The organism is Herbaspirillum sp. RV1423 (assembly GCF_000577615.1).
Taxonomy (GTDB): Bacteria; Pseudomonadota; Gammaproteobacteria; order Burkholderiales; family Burkholderiaceae_D; genus Herbaspirillum.
In genome coordinates, this window is record NZ_CBXX010000038.1 from 26703 (window position 1) to 47953 (window position 21251).

The 21251-nt window shown below is 51.0% G+C and carries 26 protein-coding genes; 5 read left to right on the forward strand and 21 right to left on the reverse strand.

What is annotated here, in order from left to right; all coding sequences use genetic code 11:
• Nucleotides 1–9: 9 nt before the first annotated feature.
• From lepB to RV1423_RS23615, 20 genes are all read right to left on the reverse strand, one after another.
• Nucleotides 10–612: a signal peptidase I gene (lepB, locus tag RV1423_RS23530; protein ID WP_051516893.1), complete on the reverse strand. Its 603-nt coding sequence runs from the start codon at nt 610–612 to the stop codon at nt 10–12.
• Nucleotides 602–1045, reverse strand: a complete 444-nt coding sequence (locus RV1423_RS23535; RefSeq protein WP_034302206.1) for a hypothetical protein — start codon at nt 1043–1045, stop codon at nt 602–604. Before RV1423_RS23535 ends, lepB begins: the two co-directional genes overlap by 11 nt.
• A complete protein-coding gene (locus RV1423_RS23540) occupies nt 1026–3626 on the reverse strand; it encodes a TraC family protein (RefSeq protein WP_155835241.1) in 2601 nt (866 codons plus the stop codon). Before RV1423_RS23540 ends, RV1423_RS23535 begins: the two co-directional genes overlap by 20 nt.
• A gap of 59 nt (nt 3627–3685) precedes the next feature.
• The gene (locus RV1423_RS23545; RefSeq protein WP_034302210.1) at nt 3686–4063 is read right to left on the reverse strand and encodes a hypothetical protein; all 378 of its coding nucleotides are present in this window, start codon (nt 4061–4063) and stop codon (nt 3686–3688) included.
• A 25-nt stretch (nt 4064–4088) separates the two neighbouring features.
• Entirely contained in the window at nt 4089–4760 is a 672-nt protein-coding gene (locus RV1423_RS23550; RefSeq protein WP_051516895.1) for a TraV family lipoprotein, read from the reverse strand.
• Nucleotides 4761–4766: 6 nt separating this feature from the next.
• Nucleotides 4767–6152 (reverse strand): TraB/VirB10 family protein, encoded by a 1386-nt coding sequence (locus tag RV1423_RS28710; RefSeq protein ID WP_051516896.1) that lies wholly within the window; start codon nt 6150–6152, stop codon nt 4767–4769.
• Nucleotides 6153–6154: 2 nt separating this feature from the next.
• On the reverse strand, nt 6155–7201 hold the full coding sequence (locus tag RV1423_RS23560; RefSeq protein ID WP_081768975.1) for a type-F conjugative transfer system secretin TraK: 1047 nt from the start codon (nt 7199–7201) through the stop codon (nt 6155–6157).
• Nucleotides 7168–7776 (reverse strand): TraE/TraK family type IV conjugative transfer system protein, encoded by a 609-nt coding sequence (locus tag RV1423_RS23565; RefSeq protein WP_034302216.1) that lies wholly within the window; start codon nt 7774–7776, stop codon nt 7168–7170. Before RV1423_RS23565 ends, RV1423_RS23560 begins: the two co-directional genes overlap by 34 nt.
• Entirely contained in the window at nt 7745–8131 is a 387-nt protein-coding gene (locus RV1423_RS30430) for a hypothetical protein (protein WP_034302219.1), read from the reverse strand. Before RV1423_RS30430 ends, RV1423_RS23565 begins: the two co-directional genes overlap by 32 nt.
• Nucleotides 8132–8135: 4 nt before the next feature.
• Nucleotides 8136–8591, reverse strand: coding sequence for a hypothetical protein (locus RV1423_RS23575; RefSeq protein WP_155835242.1), 456 nt, complete (start codon nt 8589–8591; stop codon nt 8136–8138).
• A gap of 62 nt (nt 8592–8653) precedes the next feature.
• Complete coding sequence (trbC, locus tag RV1423_RS23580; RefSeq protein WP_051516897.1) at nt 8654–9175, reverse strand: type-F conjugative transfer system pilin assembly protein TrbC; 522 nt, start codon at nt 9173–9175, stop codon at nt 8654–8656.
• Entirely contained in the window at nt 9172–10182 is a 1011-nt protein-coding gene (locus RV1423_RS23585; RefSeq protein WP_034302224.1) for a TraU family protein, read from the reverse strand. Before RV1423_RS23585 ends, trbC begins: the two co-directional genes overlap by 4 nt.
• Nucleotides 10179–10832 carry a conjugal transfer protein gene (locus RV1423_RS23590; RefSeq protein WP_034302227.1) on the reverse strand — a complete coding sequence of 218 codons (654 nt, stop codon included), beginning with the start codon at nt 10830–10832 and terminating at the stop codon, nt 10179–10181. The genes RV1423_RS23585 and RV1423_RS23590 overlap by 4 nt, the downstream gene beginning before the upstream one ends.
• Nucleotides 10822–11385 (reverse strand): transglycosylase SLT domain-containing protein, encoded by a 564-nt coding sequence (locus tag RV1423_RS29345; protein WP_081768977.1) that lies wholly within the window; start codon nt 11383–11385, stop codon nt 10822–10824. Before RV1423_RS29345 ends, RV1423_RS23590 begins: the two co-directional genes overlap by 11 nt.
• Entirely contained in the window at nt 11382–11585 is a 204-nt protein-coding gene (locus RV1423_RS23595) for a hypothetical protein (RefSeq protein ID WP_155835243.1), read from the reverse strand. The genes RV1423_RS29345 and RV1423_RS23595 overlap by 4 nt, the downstream gene beginning before the upstream one ends.
• A gap of 13 nt (nt 11586–11598) precedes the next feature.
• Nucleotides 11599–11916: a hypothetical protein gene (locus RV1423_RS30085; protein WP_155835244.1), complete on the reverse strand. Its 318-nt coding sequence runs from the start codon at nt 11914–11916 to the stop codon at nt 11599–11601.
• Between the two features lie 71 nt (nt 11917–11987).
• Entirely contained in the window at nt 11988–12521 is a 534-nt protein-coding gene (locus RV1423_RS23600) for a hypothetical protein (protein WP_034302233.1), read from the reverse strand.
• Nucleotides 12518–13282, reverse strand: coding sequence for a DsbC family protein (locus RV1423_RS23605; protein ID WP_034302237.1), 765 nt, complete (start codon nt 13280–13282; stop codon nt 12518–12520). The genes RV1423_RS23600 and RV1423_RS23605 overlap by 4 nt, the downstream gene beginning before the upstream one ends.
• A gap of 3 nt (nt 13283–13285) precedes the next feature.
• Nucleotides 13286–13984: a hypothetical protein gene (locus RV1423_RS30090; RefSeq protein WP_155835245.1), complete on the reverse strand. Its 699-nt coding sequence runs from the start codon at nt 13982–13984 to the stop codon at nt 13286–13288.
• An 11-nt stretch (nt 13985–13995) separates the two neighbouring features.
• A complete protein-coding gene (locus tag RV1423_RS23615; protein ID WP_034302243.1) occupies nt 13996–14328 on the reverse strand; it encodes a DUF5658 family protein in 333 nt (110 codons plus the stop codon).
• A gap of 264 nt (nt 14329–14592) precedes the next feature.
• On the opposite strand from RV1423_RS23615, the gene RV1423_RS23620 reads away from it, so the two are divergent.
• The 5 genes from RV1423_RS23620 to RV1423_RS23640 all read left to right on the forward strand — a co-directional run bounded on the left by RV1423_RS23620 (nt 14593) and on the right by RV1423_RS23640 (nt 19005).
• A complete protein-coding gene (locus RV1423_RS23620) occupies nt 14593–15042 on the forward strand; it encodes a hypothetical protein (RefSeq protein ID WP_034302246.1) in 450 nt (149 codons plus the stop codon).
• A gap of 14 nt (nt 15043–15056) precedes the next feature.
• On the forward strand, nt 15057–15947 hold the full coding sequence (locus tag RV1423_RS23625) for a ParA family protein (protein ID WP_034302249.1): 891 nt from the start codon (nt 15057–15059) through the stop codon (nt 15945–15947).
• 4 nt (nt 15948–15951) lie between these two features.
• Nucleotides 15952–17295 (forward strand): ParB/RepB/Spo0J family partition protein, encoded by a 1344-nt coding sequence (locus RV1423_RS28715; RefSeq protein WP_051516898.1) that lies wholly within the window; start codon nt 15952–15954, stop codon nt 17293–17295.
• A gap of 52 nt (nt 17296–17347) precedes the next feature.
• The gene (locus tag RV1423_RS23635; protein ID WP_155835246.1) at nt 17348–17746 is read left to right on the forward strand and encodes a hypothetical protein; all 399 of its coding nucleotides are present in this window, start codon (nt 17348–17350) and stop codon (nt 17744–17746) included.
• A gap of 305 nt (nt 17747–18051) precedes the next feature.
• Nucleotides 18052–19005: a DNA-binding protein gene (locus RV1423_RS23640; RefSeq protein ID WP_034302255.1), complete on the forward strand. Its 954-nt coding sequence runs from the start codon at nt 18052–18054 to the stop codon at nt 19003–19005.
• A 478-nt stretch (nt 19006–19483) separates the two neighbouring features.
• Here RV1423_RS23640 and RV1423_RS23645 read toward each other — a convergent pair whose 3' ends face one another.
• Nucleotides 19484–21109 carry a methyl-accepting chemotaxis protein gene (locus tag RV1423_RS23645; RefSeq protein WP_034302257.1) on the reverse strand — a complete coding sequence of 542 codons (1626 nt, stop codon included), beginning with the start codon at nt 21107–21109 and terminating at the stop codon, nt 19484–19486.
• Nucleotides 21110–21251: the final 142 nt, after the last annotated feature.

Below are 21251 nucleotides of genomic sequence, written 5' to 3' on the forward strand. Positions count from 1 at the left end.
CATGCGAAATTAGAACACCCGGAAGCCACGACCGACTACTTCATCAAATGACAAGTAGCCCCAATAGCGTGAGTCGTTGGAATATTTGGCGGTGCCGATCATGAACAAGCTATTCGGCGGCACAATTTCCGAGCGATAGAATGACTCTTCGCTCTTCTTGTAGATCGGAGCGTCTTCAAGGCCAGAAGCTACCAATTTGCCATTGACGAAGACCTGGCCGGCAGTGATCAACAGATGATCCCCGGGAATCGCCGCGACTTTCTTTAGCACATAGGTCTGCGTGACATAGCTCAGGGCACCCCGCGGTTTCCAAAACAGATACATGTCACGCTGAATTGCGTCAGGGCGTGAGTACAACATCATCGCCAGGTGTAGCTCAGGCAAGCAGCTTGCATCGTTTGGATTGAAGGCAAATCCGATGAATTTTTTTCCATGTCCCCAATAGATGCCCGAAAGGGCTACGATGAGCACAAAAATTGCCAGGTATGGCCGGGTAAGTTGGCGATCACCGGTATTGAAGGCGAAGCCAAAAATGCTCTTAAAAATCTTAGCTGGTGAAGTCACGACAGAAACAATCGCTTGTCGAAAAGAGAGCTGGAATTCACTTTGCATTTCCTGCCTCAGCTTTCTTTTTGGCATCTACCTCGGCTTGGTCGATCGCGTCAGCCAGTTCCTTTGTTATATTGCGAGCGCCATCAGGAAGCGCCGCGACGACATAGTTATTATTTTCGTCGCGAGCTGCTTCCAATACGATGTAGCCCTGGTCTGCATACTTCTGCAACACGGAAAGAATTGGCTCAGCGACCCTGCTTTGCAGCTGCTCTCCGGTTTCGTTTGGATGAGAAAGAACAGACTGCAGAATCAAGGTGCCTCTCTCTGCAATCACGTACTTAGGCGTTGCCAGGGCATCAGCCTTAGCTTGCGGATCGAGCTTGGCCATGTGATGACCAATAAACGCACTGGCGCCACAAAAAGCGAACACTGCGAAGAGTGGAACAGGAGTGGTGATTGCAGATGCAATGCGCTTAGAAATAGGCTTTTTCATCAATAGCAGCTTTCAATTCGGTGTGAATTTGTTGGTCACTCAGACCGTCAGTAGTACGCAGCGTCTGGATAATTTCCTGGAGCCATTTACTGCGAGAACGCGACTTATCGCCAGTAAGTTTTTCGATGGCATCGACGGCTGTCATCCCCATCTTCATCATCCGGAAAATCTCGCTGCGCTCTTCGCCGTCTGTACTGAATAGGACACGAGTAAAGGGATCGACGTAGAGCCGGCAACGCTCATATGTTTGCTCACCGCAGATGAGGAGGCCCGAGTACACGCCTTTGACGGTTTTAACGTCCTTGATGGAACGATTAAAAAAGCCGTCATCGGCAAAGCTACTGAGGACTTTTTCAGCGATGATCTTGTCAACTTCTTCTTTTTCTTGTCGCAGGATGACTTTCCAAGACGACTGACTAAGAATGATGTCGCCGGTAGCGAAGCCCTTAAGGTCGCGTGGAGACTGTGTAAGCACCCAAATGGAACCCTCGTCTTTCCGCGCCTTGCGGTAAATTTGCTGAACCACCCAAGCTGCACCTGGATCTCTCAGGAGATCCATCACTTCATCTAACAGAATAAGTTTGCGGCCGGGACGCTTTTTAACCACTTCCAGCAGCATGTTCATGACGAGAAAGAGGACGCATTGCTTCAGATGGTCGTCGCCGTCAAGGCCAGACATTTCATAGACGACAAAGAGTTTTTGGGGATCAAGCGTGCCTGTGCCGTTGAAGAAGCGGCCGCGTGCAGGCGATTCGAGGAAGTTTTTGAGCCGCGGAATCAGGTTTGTGGCAGCAACGACCACTTCGCTCTTCATTTGGTCCTGTGCGCTGTTGTTCTTGATGCTCTCCAGGCAGTCCAGGACGGTGTTGTAATCGGCTTTGTTTTGTCTCTTCAGCCAAGCAGCTGCAACAGCCTCGCTCATAGCGATACGAGCTCCAGATTCAATCTCTTCTTCGAAAAACGACATTTTGAGGCCGATGGCGGTAATCAGCTCCTTTTGCTCATCGAACGCTTCCTGGTTGAGCGGCGTAAAAGGATTGAGAGAGGGGATATTGGAGCTGCGCAAGTTAAATTCGTTTACTTCACCATCAATAAACTCAGCCGTCTTTTTGCCAGAGTTACCGTTGTCGAAGTAATAGACCGGTGTTCCTTCGGCCACGCTGCAGACAATCATTTCTTGTGCTGCGAAGGATTTTCCTGAGCCGGAACCACCAGCGAGGACGCCGTTTTTGTTGGTGTTAGTGCGGAAAATATCCCAAAAAAAGGACTCTCCCCGTTCGGTCATGAGTGCCATACCCGTGTGGTTGCTACGAAGATTGGCATTGCCTCGATAGTCGGAATAAATCGGCAGCAAATACGCGGCCGAGCTGGCCGGCATGATTGCCTCGCTCACCAGTTTTTTGGCGATAAGAGGCGAAAAATTCATGGGAAGAGTTTGAACAAAACGTTGGCCGATCAGCCAACGAACCGGACGCGCATCAAACTGAAGATAGTTCATCGTATTCATCAGTGTGGTGCGGGTCTCAATCATTTCCTGTTTGGTCTTGCCAAAGGCAAAAGCAACCAGGCTTGAGTATGTGTACTTGTTCTGACCGTCGCTGCAAGCTTTCTGCAGATACGCGAGATCATTGACCACTTGCTGGCTGTCTTCAGATCCGAGTGCAAATGGCGCTTTGCCGCCGTTCTTTGATCTGGAATTCAGCGCACGCTCAACACGTGTTGATTCCTGGCTTTGGTTTGCAACGCGAACGGTAGTGCTGAGAATATATGGCGTCTTGGGGCGGATTCCACCTCCGCCCTCTGCAATCTTACCGTCCAAGAGCGGTGCGCCGATGACCAGGTTCATTAAAGCATTGGTCGGCTTTCTTGGCAGTCGTTTAGGGACAACGGCGCCGCAGTACACATCGTTAATCAAGGCGTATTCGCGATGAGTAAAATCAAATTCGTCGTCGCCGCCGAAGATCTGATTCCGCAGAGGCAACAACGGATCGAGTTCGACAGAAGGGCGAGGCTTATAGATATTGGCTAACTGGCGATAGATCGCTGCCAAGAGTTCAGGTGACACCGGACGCGCATCAAGGAAACCGCAAGAACGGAGTCCGGCAACAAACTCATTCTGAGCTGTCATTTCATCCTCCAGCACTTCGTCTGAAGCTTTTTTTACTGGCGTCTGAAAGGTAATCAACAAGGTTTTGTTGTTGATTGCAGGAATGCCTTCCAAACAATCTGGCGTCAACGCTTTGTGCATCAAGTGTGCTTGACGTTGTACCAGCTCAGTAATCATTTCACCGCCATGTACTTTCCCCTGCGCGAAAATATGGGGAGTGTCATAGTCGGGATAGGAAACCAACGTGAACTGAACCAAGGAGTTGTCCTTGGCCATCTTGAACACGTTTTTAACAAGTGTTGGGACTTCGGAGCCGCCACCAGACAGCGGGCTCATCTCATAAGTCCTGCCAATGAATTGAGGCGACTTTTCAGGAGTCGCCATCATCAGGTTGGTGTCCGCGACGTAGGACTCCAGATTGACAAAGTTGCTGGCGAGTTTGAACCGTTGATTGAGTGGATTGCGAAGCTGCATGGTGTTTGACGGGCCGGTAAATGAATAGACCTGCCGGCATGCCGGCAGGTCCAGGTGGATCAATAAAGGACAGGAACGATAGCGGCTTTGATCATTTGCATCTGAGCAGGATCAGGCATAGCAGTCGCCAGATCGACCACAAAATCCGGACCGATCAGGGCAACGGCCAAAATGCCGATAACAAAGCTGATCGACTTATAACCGCCGCCATGTGCCAATTGCCAGACGCAAGCAATCAGCACGATCAGCAGCAGCACGATCACCCATGTGGAGGTCAGGATTCCGCGCAGCTGAGTTACCATCGTGTCCCAGTTACTGGCAGTCAATGCGCCGCCGTTCATGGCTGCCGCGCACAGCAGAATTGCCACAGGAGCGGCGAACAACATCAGACCAGACAACATGTTGCCGGCCGGTTGGGTTGCAAGGATCTTCTTCATGGTGTTACGACCTTTCGATTTATGATTACTCGGGCATTGATGCGCCACTTGCCGGGGGCTGCATTCCGTTTTCGTCATCACCTGCCGGCGGTTGACTGAAAGAGGTATTCCCTTGACGCGCGTTCGGCGCCAAGGGAGGAGAGGATTCGGCACCAGCCGAATTAGCGTTGTTTGTTGAGCGATGTGGATACACTGAGCCGCTGGCGTAACCACCATTGTTTCTGATCGACTCAGAGCCGCTCCACTTCGACGCCTGAACTTCTTTGTAAGCGATGAAGTCGCCGATATATGCGTCGTCTTCGTCCACGTAGTGTTTGATCCAGGTGCGCAGGATGACGGGCGTATTGCGAACTGGGCGACCGTTAAGCGCATCGATGTCTGACACGGAGTCAGAACGATCAATCATGTTATGGGGTAGGAAGCCCGCTATTGGAACCGCCTTCCCCCTTTTGCTATCGATATCGTCGTCAGGGGCGATACCAGCAGCCTTGTCGGCATCGCTCATACGGAATTCCTTATCGAACCGGCTTTCAGGCAAATTGCCGTTCGTGCTCTTTTCGAGCGACTTGAACGATCGGCAGTATTCCGAAGGGTTCGATTTGCGATTGCAGTTAAAGGTGTTTTCGCCGACTGGGGCGAAGGAGCAGCCAGCGATTAAGCTGGCTGTCAATATGAGAAAAAGTGAGGTAATTTTCATGTTGGATCAGCGGCCTTTAGAGGGAACGTCAAGGGTTTCTTTCAGAATCCAGGTGATTCGGGTGTTTGCATCAACCTCAATCACAGGGAACATTTCCTTCGCATAATCGAGGTAAAACTTGGAAAGCATCGCTGACGAGCTATTGACGCCACCGTAAATACCTTGTTGGGCAACGAGACTCGGATTCGCGTACTGAATGCCCTGCTGGCCAGAGGTCGCATTAGAGTTGTAGCCGTTGATCCCCTGGGGACTAAATGCTTGTCCGATACCTGATGCGACGCCGGCAAGCGCGGCTTTGGCGAGGATAGAACCTTGCTTAGTCACGACTCGACCGGAAATACCTTCATTGCCATCAAGATCGACGCCATATGCCTTAATTTTGCTTTCGAAGATTTCTCCTGTTGCCGAAATGCAGGTCAGTTTGTCGGCGATCACCTTAGCTTTTTCAGTTGAGAGAACGGCGACACCGGAACCGCTGATAAAGCAATCGTTCAGCAACGAAACTTTGAATCGATTCGGCAAAATTGCTTCGCCCTTCACTCGCGTAACGAACGGTGCACCAACGTTGTTGGCAGACGTAACCGAACCTGCCGGCATCGATCCAGAAGCATTGGAGCGTGCATTGATACCGGTCAGCATCACGGACTCGATACCTGAATTCGTAGGAAGTGAAACTGTTTGGAAGCTCTTCTTCGCCGTACCCTTATCCGACGTCTGCTCGTTTCCCCAGCTTTTCATTTCTCGTGAGGAAGAACCAGGCGCCACAACAGGTGCATTGCCGATCCCCTGGTTGAAGTCCACAGGTGCTGGATCTGCAGACTTATCCGAGCGGTTGACCCCAGGAAGATTTTGGTTGAGGCCAAAGCCTGTCGTAGAAGAAGAATCAGGGGCAGTTCCAGCATTTGCATTAGCCGGGGATGACTGGTCCTTGGAGGCCGAACGGTCGCTGTTACGGTTCTGTGTTTCCAGTTTGTTGAGACGGTCCAGGACGAGTTTGAATTGACCGGTCTGATCATTGGACAGCTGCGTGGCCTTCTTTGCTTCAGCTACTGCCATGTCAAGCTGCGACTTCAGTGTTTCAAGCCCCTGATTGCGATACGAATAGGGCAGAACGTTGCTGCCCCGGACAGTATTCGCTGGATCAGCTGGGGAGCCTGCACCACCGCCACTGTTAGCCTGCGAAGAACCGTTGCTCCCCGAATGTCCTTTTTCATTCTTTTTTTCCTGCAGTTCCGCAAGGTGCTTTTCGATTTCCGCGTGCTGTTGAGCGCGAACATAGATGAGCACTGGTGAGCAAATAAGAATGGAATAGATAATCCACCTGAAGTGGCTATCCATTTCAACCCATTCTGTCTTCTTTTTTGCGATCCATTCGTTGAGATTGAAGCTCATGCTTAGCGTCCCTTCTTTGCTTCAACAATCACCTTCACATGCTCTTTTGCATTGAGAAGTGGTTTCGGGAAAATTGAAACGGCAGTAACGGTCGGGCCGTCGAATTCAGTTTCAGTCAGCATCGCTTTAGCTGGGCCTGGGTTGGCAACGTCGTAGACGTAGATATCGGTATCTGCAGAGGAATAGAGGCGGCTCGTAGTGATGACCAGGCCGTTCCGCACAATAGGAGGAATATTCGGCTGGATCTCTGAATAGCCATCTGGGGCATTGCCGAAAGCAACGACCTCGGCATGACGCTGAACTTGTGCGACATAGCTATCGGACTTAGGTGCGTTCCCTTTGCTTACACCGGAATCGCGGAGAATGATGTTCTGGCCATTGATGCCCTTTTTAGGGCTAAGGATCAGACCCTTAACTTTTCGTGTGGTTTGATCTTTCAGCCATATCTGAACATCACCGGTAACACCTTCTGCAATCGAAAAGAAAATATTGTTATCGTCTTTGTCGATGGGAAGAGGCTTGATTTCATTCGTGGACTTCAGAATTGGGTTGAGCCAAGGCGTCTGGATGTGGTTGGAGCTGTCCATCGAGACGATAACAGTGGCGGAACCCGTGTCGTTCACTGTGACGACCTGAGTACGGGTGAAATCAATTGCTTGGGTGCTCTCACCCGCAATATTCATCACACCAGGAAGCTTGATTTCTTCCGGCTTGGTGTCTTTAACTGCAGCATCAGGATGAACCTGGTTGCGGTCATCGCTCTTATTTTTGATTGCCCCTGGATCTTGCTGACTTGCAGCTTCGGCCCGCTTTGATTTCTTCTCCTTCTTCTTTGCCGAGGAGTTGCGCACAGTGCTTTCGTCAACGCTGCTAGTAGCGAAGCCAGCTGAACTTGGCTGATTAGCAGAGGTCGCACCTGGCTGGGTGAAAGTGAACGACGCAGCTTCGACATGGAAACCAACTGACGCCAAAAGCGCCGAAAGGAATAGTGCCGCGATAGAGAAATATTTTTTCATTATTTGACCACCTTCGTATTCGTTTTTTGCCATTCGCTGTTGTGTGGCTTATCGCCGTCATAGGAAATCACGTCGTTGATCACCGGTCGATAGTTCTCGTAACTCAAGCTGTATTCGAAGACATACGGCTTGCCGGTATCCTTCGCTGCATTGACCGTATGCACTTCACCGACCACGAAAAACCGATTCAGGCTCGGGTCATACATAGTTCCTTTGGTCAGTACCCAGTAGTAAGAGCCCAGCTCACGTTCTGCTTCCATTTGCTTGACGCGGATATCGATCTCGGCAGAAATCTTGGTATACGAGTCAGGTGCAAGAAACGCTTTAATGAAACGTTTCTGAGCTTCAGCATTGCTTGGATTAATCGATGCAATCGCCGCAGTCACTGCCTGCACTACCGCAAACTGAGCGGCACGATCCGCGGTATCGCTGGAGATTGTTGCGCCGTCAGGCATGCCGGGAACCTGAGTCTGGATAATCTTTTTTTGGGTCACCAAGCCGAAAACTGCCATCAATAGGGCAATGGCCAGGACGACGTTGGCAAGGACTGACCGGCGGAGGTCGGTGCGCGTTTCTTCAAGCGATTTCGTGCGGATTCCGTGTTCCATGATTTTCCGATTCGATTTGGTCTTTGAGATGATTGGAATGACCCGGTGCTGAAATAACAGAATCACCGAGGAATATTTGCTTTTGATCATCAAAAGCCGGTGAGATAGAAGTCAGGCCGAGGCGATATGCGATGGCAGTCCAAAAGTCGTCGCTTTCGTTTTTCATCCACTGCAAATACTGCTTAACGACGAAAAACGTACCGACAGGAATGGCGAAGTACCAGACCCACCAATAGAGCTTCCCGAGAGGTAACGCGACAAATAATGAAGCAATGACGGGCCAGCCTTGCGACAGTTCAACACCGAGAAAAGCAACGCCGGCCTTGCCGTATTGAGGGATCTGGTTTTCTTCCATTGATCTACTCTCCGGGTTCAGTTATGCAGGTCAGATGCTCTTTCCAGTCGGCGCCATCGGCGTCAGCCAGTTCCGGCACGCAGACCTGATTGCCTACTAAAACGACCTTTGGCCAGTCGAAATGCTGTGTTTTAGCCACATGCTTTTTCCGGCTGACGATGACCTCAGCCTTGACCTGTGCAGCGAGTTTTTTGTTTTTGAATGCAAGCAAAGCTTGCTCTTCTGCCTGGCTGAAGTAGCGGTAGGATTGACGGGGAACTGGCCCCATCAATATTGCTTGTGTAGCCGGGCGGTTGTCTTTTTGTGGTGAAGCGTAGACGTATTCGCCACCGTCAGTGAATTCGACGATGGCAGAGCCACCTAATGCTTTTTGAACACCAACAAAAGTGGTGGGCTCAGCCATCGCCAAGCTAGTGCCGATCAGACCGGCAACCAAAAGTGCAGACCATTTCAATTTCACTGCTCCCCAATATCAATAGGGTGTAATTATAATTATAATCAGTGAAAAGATGTATTTAAATTTTAATCTTGACCCGCGAAAGTCTGATAATAAACCTGGCCTGCCCGCTTTTTGATGTCAGGAATCCTTGATTCTTGTGCAAAAAACTTCAGAGCTGTTCCCAGGCTCATTTCGCCCGATACCTTGGAGAAATCAGTCGAGCTGTTTCCGCTTCCTTTAGCGATCACGAAAGCTGGGACGGCTTTCACCTCATAACGCTTGAAAAGAATCGGATTGATCTGCCAGTTCGCGACATTGTTGTTGCAGCAAGCGCGATTGATGTCGGCAATCCGAGCCTTAGTATCTTCCAGGCCGCGTGGACCTTCATGTATAAATCCTTGCAACACCAGTCCAACGCCGGCGCGACGAGAGTCCCGAGCCAATGCAATCAAGGTCGTATCGGACAATTTCATGGACACGAAAATAAATGCCCGCATCGTGTTCGCATTTGGATCGCGGAATTTGTCATACATCGATTCTGACATTGCTGGTGCTGTGGCTAACGCAGCCAAGAGTGTAATAAGTGTTTTCTTTATCATTTTCATGGTGCAATCACTGGCGTGCAGCAGTCCTTTTTCCGGAAAATAAAATAGCCATAGTCTTTGTCTTGCGGCCGAGCTGCACCAGCCTCTTGAACTACTAGCGGCCGCCCAATCGGGGTGCACATATTGTCAGGGAACGGAAAAGTACGATTGCTTTTGTACTGCCGCTTGTCCATGATGAATTCAGGAACGCCAGCAGATCCACATGATTCAAGAGCGTCTTTTCCTGCGGTAGACTGAAGTGCACCAGCTGCATGGAGTTTGGCAAAGAGCCTGGCCATCATCAAATGCGCTACTTGTTCAGGTGTAGTGGCCACTGACACATTCCCGGTAACGGGATACATTGGGCCCCAGCTACCAGCGACCCAAAATAGTGACGCGAAAGGGAATCCAAAAGTAGCGGAAATCGCGTCTGGCGCTTCTGCAGCAATAGAAGGAATGCCTGCGAATGCATATCCATAAGGAGTTAGGATCATCGACAGAGAATCATCATTCCAGGTTGGATCGGCCCAGCTGATAAAAGGAACGTCAAAACCTCTCGTATCAAGACATGGTGAGTCTGCAATGATGCCCATCGCAGTCATTACCGGATTCAGGTACTCGTTCACGTGCATGAAAGCTGATGCGCTTTTACCGCCGATGTGCGGATTGTCAATGTTCTCGGCGCCTAATTCTTGATCGTTGTATGGGGGACTGATATCGATGCCCCCCAATAACGGCATGCATCCTGGTTTATTCGTTACATCCACCATGTACTCGGGTTCCCAGAATGAGGTAGCAAGACCAGCTGAGAGAGTCTTAACACAAATGCAGACCATGGCGCCGGCAGCAGTCGTATCGTAGTCTTGACTATCAATACCGAAATTCAAAGGGACGCCTGATACCGAAATTGGAAACATGCAGTCATAACAGACATCGGTAATCAGATTGGGAAATGCTCCCTGGCACGTTTGAGCTGATGCAGAGCAGGTTGTCCAAAAGAAGATAAATGCTAGAAATAGGCGGGTCATTTAGTAAACCCAAACTCAATTCGAAGCTGGGAACCAGATTGAAATACTTTTGCTGGTACGGAATTAATGTTAATGCCGTACAGCATTTGAAGTTGATTAATGATCATCTTGCGCTGGTCGAAATAGAATGGGATTGTTTGGGTGCCATTCCACATGGCGTTCTTATAGCGAACCCGCAGATTGAACGGGGAACCAGCTGTGAGAACGATTTTCAGACGCTGTTTTCTACCCTCAGCGATGGCGTAATCGATTTGTGCCTGATCTCTACCATCGATGAAGATCAGCCCCGTTACGAGGGGTTGAATCTTCAACGGCTCAATGACGGTTCCTTTACGTGCAACCACTTGACCCTTCTCGTTTTTGTAATCGCCAGGTAGGACGAACTTGAGATCGTGCATCTCGACACGAGGCACATATTTGCTTGCTATGCCAAGAGGTACAGGATTCTTGATCGCGTCGATGTTCTTGTCTCTGAATGCCTTCCAGAATTTATCGACTTCGCCTGTTCGCTGCTTCTGTCTCACGACATCTTTCATTTGCTCGCGTGCATCGCGATCCGGCAGAGCAGTTTTATTACGTGTTCCCAGGTCTTCGGCCGCGGCAATTGCAGAGATGGACATGATGACCGCAGCAAGCGTTCTAGTTTTCATTTACAGGCTCCCAGCTTCTCAATTCTTTTAAATTGGCTATACGCGATGGCGTCACGGCTTCTGATTCTGTTCTTCTGGAAATCGCTTGTCTCAATTTGCTGTTTGGTCGTCGATCGGGGTTTAACCGTAGCTGACTGTAGGCGTCCCCGACTTTGAGTGCATATCGCTCTTGAGCATCAAGATTGTCGGATGCGGGTCCAGTGTTATAACAACCAACTGCTTTTCCCGTCGGGCCGAATTTTGAAATGCATTTTGAAAGCGCCCATGCTCCAATTTTTAGGCTGGTGCACTCATCAAATAATTGTTCTCGTGTAACTCCGTAGGCTTTCAGTTCGGAGAGATGGATGGTATTTATCTGCATCGATCCGAGTGCTACGTTACCGTCACGCAAACGGGGACCGACGGCATTGGGGTTGTCTCTCGATTCCACCCAGCGGATCGACTTGATTAGCAGAGGATCAAGGTTGTACGCCTTGGCAGCATCATCAAGACATGAAGCAAATGCTTGCGGCAAATACAATAGCCATACAACCGCCAGAATCCAACGTTTCATCTTGCCGGACCGTTTGCCAATCTCTGGATGCCAACGCTTATCCAATAGACCACCTGAGCGATCATGGAGAACAGTGCGATGTAAAGACCACCAGAGACAAAAATTGGAGCAAACGGCCCCAAATCGCGGCCCGTAAAGACCATTGCGATCGCGGTAAGAATTAGCGAGAAGGTGATTATGTGAAAAAGTGAGATTTTCATTTTCAAATCCTTTTTAATGTGCTGTCGCGCCTGGCTGAGCTTCCGCATAACTAAACCAGGTCGTGTACGCGCTTGACGAATTTTCAGGGCGAGGATGCTGCAAAATAACTTCCATGCCGGCGACGAGGGCCATGTATTGCAGTAGATCCGTTACCTGTTGCGGAAGTGTTCGACTCAAGCCAAAACAAACAACACGAGTGTATTTACGGGCTCTCAATATGTCTCTGAGTGCAAGCAGCAAACGCAATGCGCCCTCTTCGTCATTGCCTTCTCGATGATAGGTCTGCAAATCAATGGCCGCGCTGAATACCTTGCTTTCGGTGTTGTTCATGTTTTCCATAAGACTTGGAATTAGCGGAAATATCAAACAGCCACTACGCTGAATCTGATAGCTTCCTAGATTTATTTCACAAATGATTCTGTCAGCGGGTTTTGCCGAACCAGTTTGAGCATCTTTTCCTGCCGCTGAAACAATGTGCGAATTTGCTTTTTGTTTTCGGCTGTTGCCTCTCTCATCAGCAACTCGGCCTGCGCTATCGTTGCAAGAGCAGTTTCAACGTGATGCCAGCGCACATTTACATCGACGACATGCCGAACTTGGTCAAGCCCTTGCCCCCTCCCCTTGTTCGCCAGTTCAACGGCAAGTTGGGAGAGGGTGCCAGCGCGTGCTACACGGTCGTCTGTAATGCCAAGTGAGAGTAGCGAATCACTTTGATCCCGGATTGATTTTGCCGCCCTGTTGATGCCATCAGCATTGCGATCAAATACTTCACGCATTTGGTCATCCAACGATTTCCTAGCGCTTTCCATAAGTTGAACGCTCAGGGCAGGCGCGGCGGTCGTGACTGTTGAAGCTGCTTCGGTCGTCACTGGCGCCGGATATTGATCCTTCCGGCGCCAGTTCCGCAAGCTGGCAATTGCGGGCGGCATTTTCATTCGTGTTTTGCCTTTTCGATTTCAGCCTGCAGACGGACTGCTGGTACATATCCAGGAATAACCCGGCCGCTGGACAGCACAATTGCTGGTGTGCCCAGCAGCTGATATTTTTCACCCACGGCCAGGTTTCGCAGAATTGGATTGTCGCAATGTGCCGGCTTCAGTTCAGCACCTGTGTCTTTCTTATTTCGGAACATTTGCGGCACAGGCTTTCCACCAGCCGTTGTTGCGCCTGCTTCAGCTGTGCGGCCTACGTAGTTATGCCATGCAGCAGCGCGGTCGTTTGAGCACCAAATGCTTTCTGAGACATTAGCCGCGTTGGGATGCAAGCTCACCAGGGGGAAGGGGAAGATATAGATTGTGACGCCCTGCAGCTTGTCGAACTCACGTTCCAACTGTCGGCAGTAAGGGCAATCAGGATCTGAGAAGACGTAGATCTTATCGGGGCCATTCCCAAATTTGATAGCGTCCTTGAGATTCAATTCGCTAACTGGAACTTTCGGCCGGCCAGATTCCCGCAGCTCTTGGGTAATTGACCGATTTTTCACCAGGTCGATGACCTCACCGTTGATGAGGATGGACAGATCTTCATTGACGAACAAAATTTCGCCACCTTGAACGACCGAATAGAAATTGGCAAAAGCCTTTTCGACCTTTGCCCCTTGCGTTTGCGGAAATCGTTTATGCAAATCATTCAGAAAGTCTGCTCTGGCTGCTGTGGATGCCAGTAATGCCAACATGAGAATCAAGAATTTTTTCATTTTTCAATTGCTTTCGTTGAGGTGGATGTCTACGCCCTTGGCGTGAGGCGGTTTGTGTAATTCAGTTTCGATTTCAAATTTTGTGAAAGGCCCGTTGGGATGCGCGTATTGAGTACTTTCGATCACAACGTCTTTTGCCGTAGAACCCGGCCATTTGAGTCGCAAATCCGGATACGGGGTGTTTGGGTCGCCATGATTGGTCAACTTGAGATGAATGCGTGCTGTCGCGTTCTTACCCTTCCCTTCAACGACTGCAGTTAGATTGCTGATCTCGATGTTCCTAACACCAGTCAAATCTCTTTCTTGTTTTTTTTCTGCTTGTTTAACTAGCGCTGGTGGCTCAGCAGCCTTTGCCGATGAAGAAGTACTTTCCTCGCCGCTTTTTTCAGCAGCTGGCATGGCGGCTAACTTCACCACTGGAGGCTTTTTCGGTTGGTAGAGAGTCAGAAATGCCATGCCGCCAAAAAAAGCAACGACGAGTCCAATTGCAAATATTAAATTCGCTCGTGGGGGCGAGTATTTCCCTTTAGCTGTGGACCCATTTGCATCATGTGGCTCTTCTCCAGCCTGGGGCGGCACTTCATCACGATATCTATAAACGGATACACCGCATGTTTGACAAGGAAACTTGAATGTCTCCTCATCAAATGTCATTTGGTTTGTATGCCCGTTTGAGCATCGATATGCATCTTTTGTCTTCAAGGTATCGCCTGTCAGAAGTAGTTATTTATGACAATCACGGCGTATATCGCTGTGACAATTGCAAGAGGCACCAAAACCAATTTTGTATGCCGGGCTGCTGCCGTTCGTAGGTAAATCCACGTCAGAACGATGGCCGCAACTTTGGTGAACGTCACTGCGGCCAATATGCCGACATGGGATGCCAGAAAAGAAATAACGATGTTTTGTTCCTGGCGGCCCATGTGTATCCCGCGAACCGTGCTGTCCCAATCGGCCAGCTGTAGGCATGCCAGCAACAAAAATAGAGCGCGAACCGGCAGATCCTGATGCTTATCTGCTGGCGTGGGAGCGATGATTTGGTTCAAAACGGTCCTTTCAACGATGAAATAACGCTGATTTAAATTCTAATTTAAAACTGTTCCCTAGTAAATTTAAATCAGTGAAATCGTTTATTTAAATTTTAAGATCGTTTAAATTTCGTGCATTTATAAGTTGCTCAGTAATCTTTAATGGGTTAATATTTACTCATGGTCTTGTTCATGGCCAACGCCTCGGCAGTACGGTGAGCAGACCGGGAGGCGAAAATTTCGCATGCGAAATTCGAACCCATCATTGACAGGAGAACTTCTATGGCGCCAACTTTGTATTCGCGCATCTACAGCAGGTTGTCAGACCTGATCCCCTCTTTTGCTTTAATTACCCAGGCAGGAGCCATGTATGCAGCGCCGCGTCAGAAGGACGACATGGCGTTGTTTTGTGTCGTGACGCCGACTGCACCAGGTATTGCAAGAGTTGAAATCGCCCATGACCAGGTGACATCCAGCCAGGCTTATTCGGAGCCTTGGATGATTTTCGAGGTCGATCATTTATCAGCAACCGCTGAACTCATTGGGTTCACTGATGAGCGTGTGTATTACAAAAAGGTAGCCCTAGATGACCAGCTCAACCGTCAACGCACGTCGTTGAATGTGTACGCTGTGAACTGGCTGGCTTGCTTCATCAATCTGCATTTTCAATTTGCTTTGGCACCAAATACCTCACCTATTCCATCCGCCGAAATAACGGCGATGGCCATCTAATACGGACACGTACCATGCATACACAATCGAAGACTGGTAAGAAGATGAAAGTCATTGCTTTTGCGATTCAAAAGGGTGGCCAAGGGAAAACTAAGATCGCTCTTCATGGCGGATTTTGGGGATTGGAAGTCGGCAAGCGGGTCGTGTTCCTTGACCTTGACCCGCAGAACGCGAGGGCTAAACTTAACAACGAATCGTTGGTAGATACGCAGCAGACAGCAGCGATCGGCAACTTGAGCGGGACATTGCTCGATTTGGCTAAGTTGAACGGTTACGAGATCCCTGCAGACGGCGCAACTGCTAGTTGGCTGTTTGAAGCAGAAGACCAGCGCAAGCCTGTTTTTTTTGAAGAAAACGGTGCACTTATCCAGGTCGATTCTCAGCTGGCCTCACTGAATTTCGATGTGAACACATTCCCGGAAAAGATGGCGATCGCCAGGGCAAAATTTGATGCTCTTGCGAACGATTTTGACGTCTGCATTATCGATACAGGTCCTGGAAATCTATATCCACTCATCGTTGCACTTGGCCTCAGCGATCATGTGATCGCACCCTGCACAATGGATGACAATGCTATTGCGGGCTTGGATTCGCTGACAGCAAATGTGTTGGAGGTTCGAAAAGCCAGTGGTATGAATTTTGACTTGGCGCCGCTGGGCATTCTGCCGAACAAGATCAATCGGGCCCGCTCACGTCATATGCAAAGCCTCAATGCTTTGCGAAAAACTTCAGCGTGGAAAAATCACGTGTTACCAGTTGAACTGTTCGACCGCGGCGCTATTGAAGAATCAAGTACGCGGCCGGTTTGGCGGACACAACGTGGTGAGACAAGCAGCAGCGCGGCCGCAACCGAAATGGTAAAGGCATGCATGTACATCTACAAAATGGTTGGTTTGGGAGATTAATGCCATGAACGCAAAAGCACCTACAACGAAGCCGAAGAAGCCGCTGAACTTTGAGAAGTACAGCGGGGCAGCGGAAGCCTTAAACGCGATTACTGAAGCAAAGGAAAAGGCGGACGGTAGAGCGCCACTGAACATGATCGATCGCGATGATCAGGTTCGCAAGAAATTCGATATCGAGTCGCTTAAGTTACTTGCTAAGGACTTTGACGAAAACGGTGTATTACAGCCTGTGTTACTCAAAAGGAAACCAGATAACCGTTTTAAGCTGATTGCTGGTGAGCGGCGCTATCTTGCAGCTGAAATTGGTAATCTGGAGGATATCCCCTACAGACTTGTTCCCGATGATGCGGACGATCTCGCTATTCGGAAGATTCAAGTTTCAGAGAACGAGAAGCGTGAGAGCCTGACACCGTATGAGCGAACTATGGGTGTTGCAGAAGACGTAGCAAAGTACGGCAATGAAGTCGCACTCCAAATCTGGGGCCATTCCGCATCCTGGATCAGCAAGCGCGCTGCCGCGGCCCGATTGCCGGCGCCGATCATCGCCCTGCTACGTGATGATGTGATCACCGATCTGGAGATGTTGAATAGCCTGAATAACATCTTCATGCTAGACGAAAAAGAGTTCTCTGCAATCGTTGGCGACATCGAGGACGGTACTAGTTCATACAATCGTGACCAGCTGCGCGACAAGGAAACGCTGATTAAAGAACGTATTCAGCGCCAGTCGGAGAAACCTCTTGGTGGTGCAAAAACTACGCGCCCCGCTGCAAAATCAATGGTGGCGGCGGCAGGAGCTGGGAAGCCAAATTCTGGCAAGCAGCCAGGTCTGCCTGTTGCCCAGGACAATGCAGGCGAGAAGGAATCTCTTGATAATGTTTCGCATGGAGCCGGAGCTGTTACACCAGGTTCTAAGTCCAAAGCGGTGCCTGCGACCGAGCCTGTAGCGTCGCCATTCCAGCTCGCCAAGAATGCAGGTCCGACTCGTGAGAGCGTTGAGCGCCGGCTTAAGATCTTGCGCGAAGAGATGTATCACTGGGGCTTGGCAAACCAAAAGCAATTCCTGGAGATTCAGGATCTTGTCGGCACTCTCGGAGCAATGGACGGGAATGATGAGCAATTGGAAAATTGGGTGAAGTGGGCTGGCTTTCAGTCGATCGTTCTTCCCCTTGTGGCCGTGCTTGGAGATAAGACCAGCGAAATCTTCCTGCGCCGTCTCGCTGCAGATCTGAAGAAGACCGGTGCTGGCCCATTGTGGGATGCTCTCCACCCTATCATCGATGCCAAAGGTGGTACTGATGCCAAGCGTGACGAAACGCCAGATATGCCGGCAGGATGGCGCCTCTAAACCGCCTCCGTATGCCCTCCTGGTGGGGGGCAGTCTTCAACATGGATCAAGCATGACTATGAAAATTCGCCGCATGACACAGGAGGCTTTCGAGAAAGCCGTCGCGAAGTTCGTCTACGGCACTGGCAAACGCAGCCGGCCATTTGCACAGCTGACCCTCGATATGGCAAAACAGGTCCTTGTTGATGGGCGGCCAGCTATTGAAGTCGCCAGGGAGAATGGTAAACATCCACCAGCCCTTTTTTCCGCTCTGGAAAAAATTACGAACGCTTGCGATGCGACCGATGAATCGCTTGTAAAAGTCGAATTGACCTTACCAGGTTCGCTTGCAGAGGCGCTGCAACAGTTTTCAGAAACCTATGAGAGCAAGTTAGACCATCCTGAGTCGCAAGCAATCTTAAGCCGTATTTTGATGGACTTAAAATTTGCTTCCCGCAAACTGCAAGAGTAGGGGTCCTTTTGATTGTCGTGCAATATACGACGGTAGCCATCTCTAGCAGTCACGCGGCTTTCAACGGCGTCGCCTTCAAAATGCCCATATAAATCAAGCACTTGCTGTCTGGTCGCTGTCCATCTATTTTCCTGCCTTTCCGTAGCTCATTCTGGCACTCTCCCTCTTGCGAACGATTAAACGGCCCGTTTTACCGCGATAATAATAGTTATCTTGTTTTTAATGATTAAAAACATATGTTTAAACCTTACATTACGTTAGATTTCGATTTATTATAAAGGCGAATTCCCCTCAAGGAGCCGCCCATGCCCCGTCCCGCCATCGCCACACCCGAACAGATTCGTTCGACCATCCTCTCCATGCTCACTGACGCGCATGATGCAGCTCCCGCCTCACGGGAGCGTTTTCGCCGCGTGGTGTCCGTGCGTAAGCTTCAGGCACGGCTGGGTGGTGGCGATCCGGCCGCACTCGGACGTGCCATCAACGCGGTCGAAGCCGAAGTCGTTGCAGCCGGCATCGATCAAATCGCGATTCCTGAGCTTCCACCTGATGTCTCAGACCTGATGCGCCAGTTATGGCAGGCCGCCGTCGGCGTCCAACTCGACGAAGTCGCCAAGCTCAAACGCGAGGCGATGGATGTCGCCGAGAACGCCAAGGCGGCAATGAACGACTCGGCGCTGCGCGTTGAGGTGCTCAAGGCGGAATTGTCCGAACTGCGCGGCTTGCTGGCCGCACGTGATACGGACCTCGCGCAAGCACGTGCCGACCGCGGTGCATTGAGTCAGCAACTACAAGCCTTACAGGCCGAACATGAGGCCCTGCGCGAAGCATTGGCTGCGGCCCATACACACACCACTGCACAGCAACAAGTACATGCGAAGAGTCTGGCCGAGACGCAACAACGTTACGACGGCCTGTCGAAACAGTTAATGCAGGAAACGGCACAGCAGCGTCAGGCACTGCAGCAAGAACAAAACCGAATCGGCTCCCAACTGAAATTTGCTGAACGGCGTATCGCGACGCTTGAGGAAGCCATCGCGGAGGCGCAACGCGAGACAGTCCATGAGCGAGACCAGCGACAAGCGGCTGTCGGGGAGGCAAACGCCCTCAAGGCCATCAACGCGAGCCAGCGCGTCCAGCTCGACGAAATCGTACGGGCGACTCTGGCACCACCGCCAGCGCCGAAACAGCGAGCCCCTCGTACTGTTGCCTCGAAGACCATATCTAAAGGCGCCGGCGTGCGCAAGACGAAGCCATGACCACGATCTGGATCGACCACGGTGTCACACCTCCGGTGCCGGTACCTGTGGAGGTCGACGCCGCGCTGGCTTATCTTGGGGGAAACTGAGCAAACGGAGAAATTTGTACTTTAAGCCTTTTGGATCTATGGCTACCCTATTCGATGATGCCGCGGTTATTAAGAGCACTGGTTAAATACTGTTCTGCCGCATACGCTGGGAAAGATCCTCTGCCCTCTCACGTCATTCGCTATATGAGGGTCGGCCGGGATTCCTGAAATTTTGGCCAAAAACCTCCTAAGCCATTGATTGAAAAAGCTTTTTCAATCTATCGCCAACGTCCCGTATATTTTCTTTCTGAATCCACGCGCTGAATCGGCCTCTCCCGCCTTGGGCATCCGGGTGCCACAGGTACAGTCAAAAAAAGCCCCGCGCGAGGCGGGGCTGTGAATTACCAGTGGAAGATCGGCACTGGCAAGGGGTTCTGTTTGGCATATTGCTAGCTGAGCAGTCCTACGGGCAGCGGCGTGATATCCATGTGATTGCCTACCACGCTTGTAGTAGCCGCGGAAACGCGGCGGAAATCGCTGCCACTGAGCTTGAAGATGCCGACTGTCCGCTGTAGACGGCTGGACTGTTCCTGCAGCGATTGTGCTGCTGCGGCGGCCTCTTCCACTAGGGCAGCGTTCTGCTGCGTCACTTCGTCCATCTGGACGATGGCCTGATTGATCTGCTCGATACCATCACTTTGTTCGCCACTGGCGGCAGTAATTTCGGCCACCACATCGGTCACCCGCTTGACGCTGGCCACCACCTCGCTCATGGTCGCACCGGCCTGCTCTACGAGACGGCTGCCATTTTCCACGCGCTCGACCGAAGTATCGATCAGTGACTTGATTTCTTTGGCTGCGGCAGCGCTGCGCTGTGCCAGAGTACGTACTTCGGAGGCCACAACAGCGAATCCGCGTCCTTGCTCGCCAGCCCGCGCCGCTTCTACGGCCGCATTCAAGGCCAAGATGTTGGTCTGGAAAGCGATGCCATCGATGACCGTGATGATATCCACGATCTTGCGCGATGCTTCGTTGATCTCACCCATGGTTTGTACCACCTGCCCGACAACGCTGCCGCCCTGCACGGCCACCTCTGAGGCAGTGGCTGCCAGGCTGTTGGCCTGGCGGGCGTTGTCGGCATTCTGCTTGACCGTGGAGGTCAGCTCTTCCATTGCCGAAGCAGTTTCTTCTAGAGCGCCAGCCTGTTCTTCAGTGCGCGAGGAAAGGTCCAGGTTGCCGGAGGCAATTTCGGAAGATGCAGTGTTGATCGTGTCACTGCCCGAACGTACCTCGCTGACGATACGGTGCAGGTTGTCATTCATGGACTTGAGCGAGGCCAGCAGCATGCCGGTTTCGTCCTTGCTAGTCTCACCGATTTGTACCGTCAGGTCGCCTTGCGCCACAGCGCTGGCCACGTCCACTGCTTCATTAAGCGGACGGGTGATGGATCGCGTGACCCACCAGGCAGCAATGATGCATAAGACGATGGCGACCCCGGACAGGCTCAGCATCAAGGTTATCGCCGAAGCGGCAGTCTGGTTGCTCTCGGCGACACCTTGCTCCATAAGCGACTTCTGCAGCGACACAAACTGGTCGAGCACCTGGAAATATTTGTCTTGTGCCGGGATTACCACAGTGAAGAGATGCTCGATAGCGACATCTTTCTGTTGCTGCTTGATCAGCTCGCGCAGCTTGTCGCGCGGCCCATTGTAGGCCGCACGTGCTTCTTCGACGGCCTTGAAGATATCTCGCCCCTGCTGGGTCGACAACAGCTTTTCGATCTTGGCCATTGCTTCGGTTGTCTTGGCACTGGCAGCTGCGCTACGATCAAGGTAACGCGTGGCTTCTTCGAGGTTGCGCCCAAGCAAAGCATTGCGCAGGTTGCGGGCAGCTGCATTGACATTGTCGCGTATATCCCCGGCCAGTGCGATCTTGGCGTAACGATCTTCCACCAAGATATTGGAGGCCTTACTGATGCTGCTAAGGCTCTGCAAGCCGACACCCGTGATGAGGCACATCACGGCAATGAGTACCGCAAAGCAAGCTGCAAGTCGTGCGCTGATCTTGATGTTCATTCCGAGCCCCTGATGGAGTGTGATAAGGAAAAGACTCAAAGTCTGTATGCAGCCGCATTACCGCACTATAAGGAATATCCTGATGCTCGCGGGCAATGAGTCTGTCGTTTTGCCTGAGCCGATGTCTGCTCCCTGCGGCACT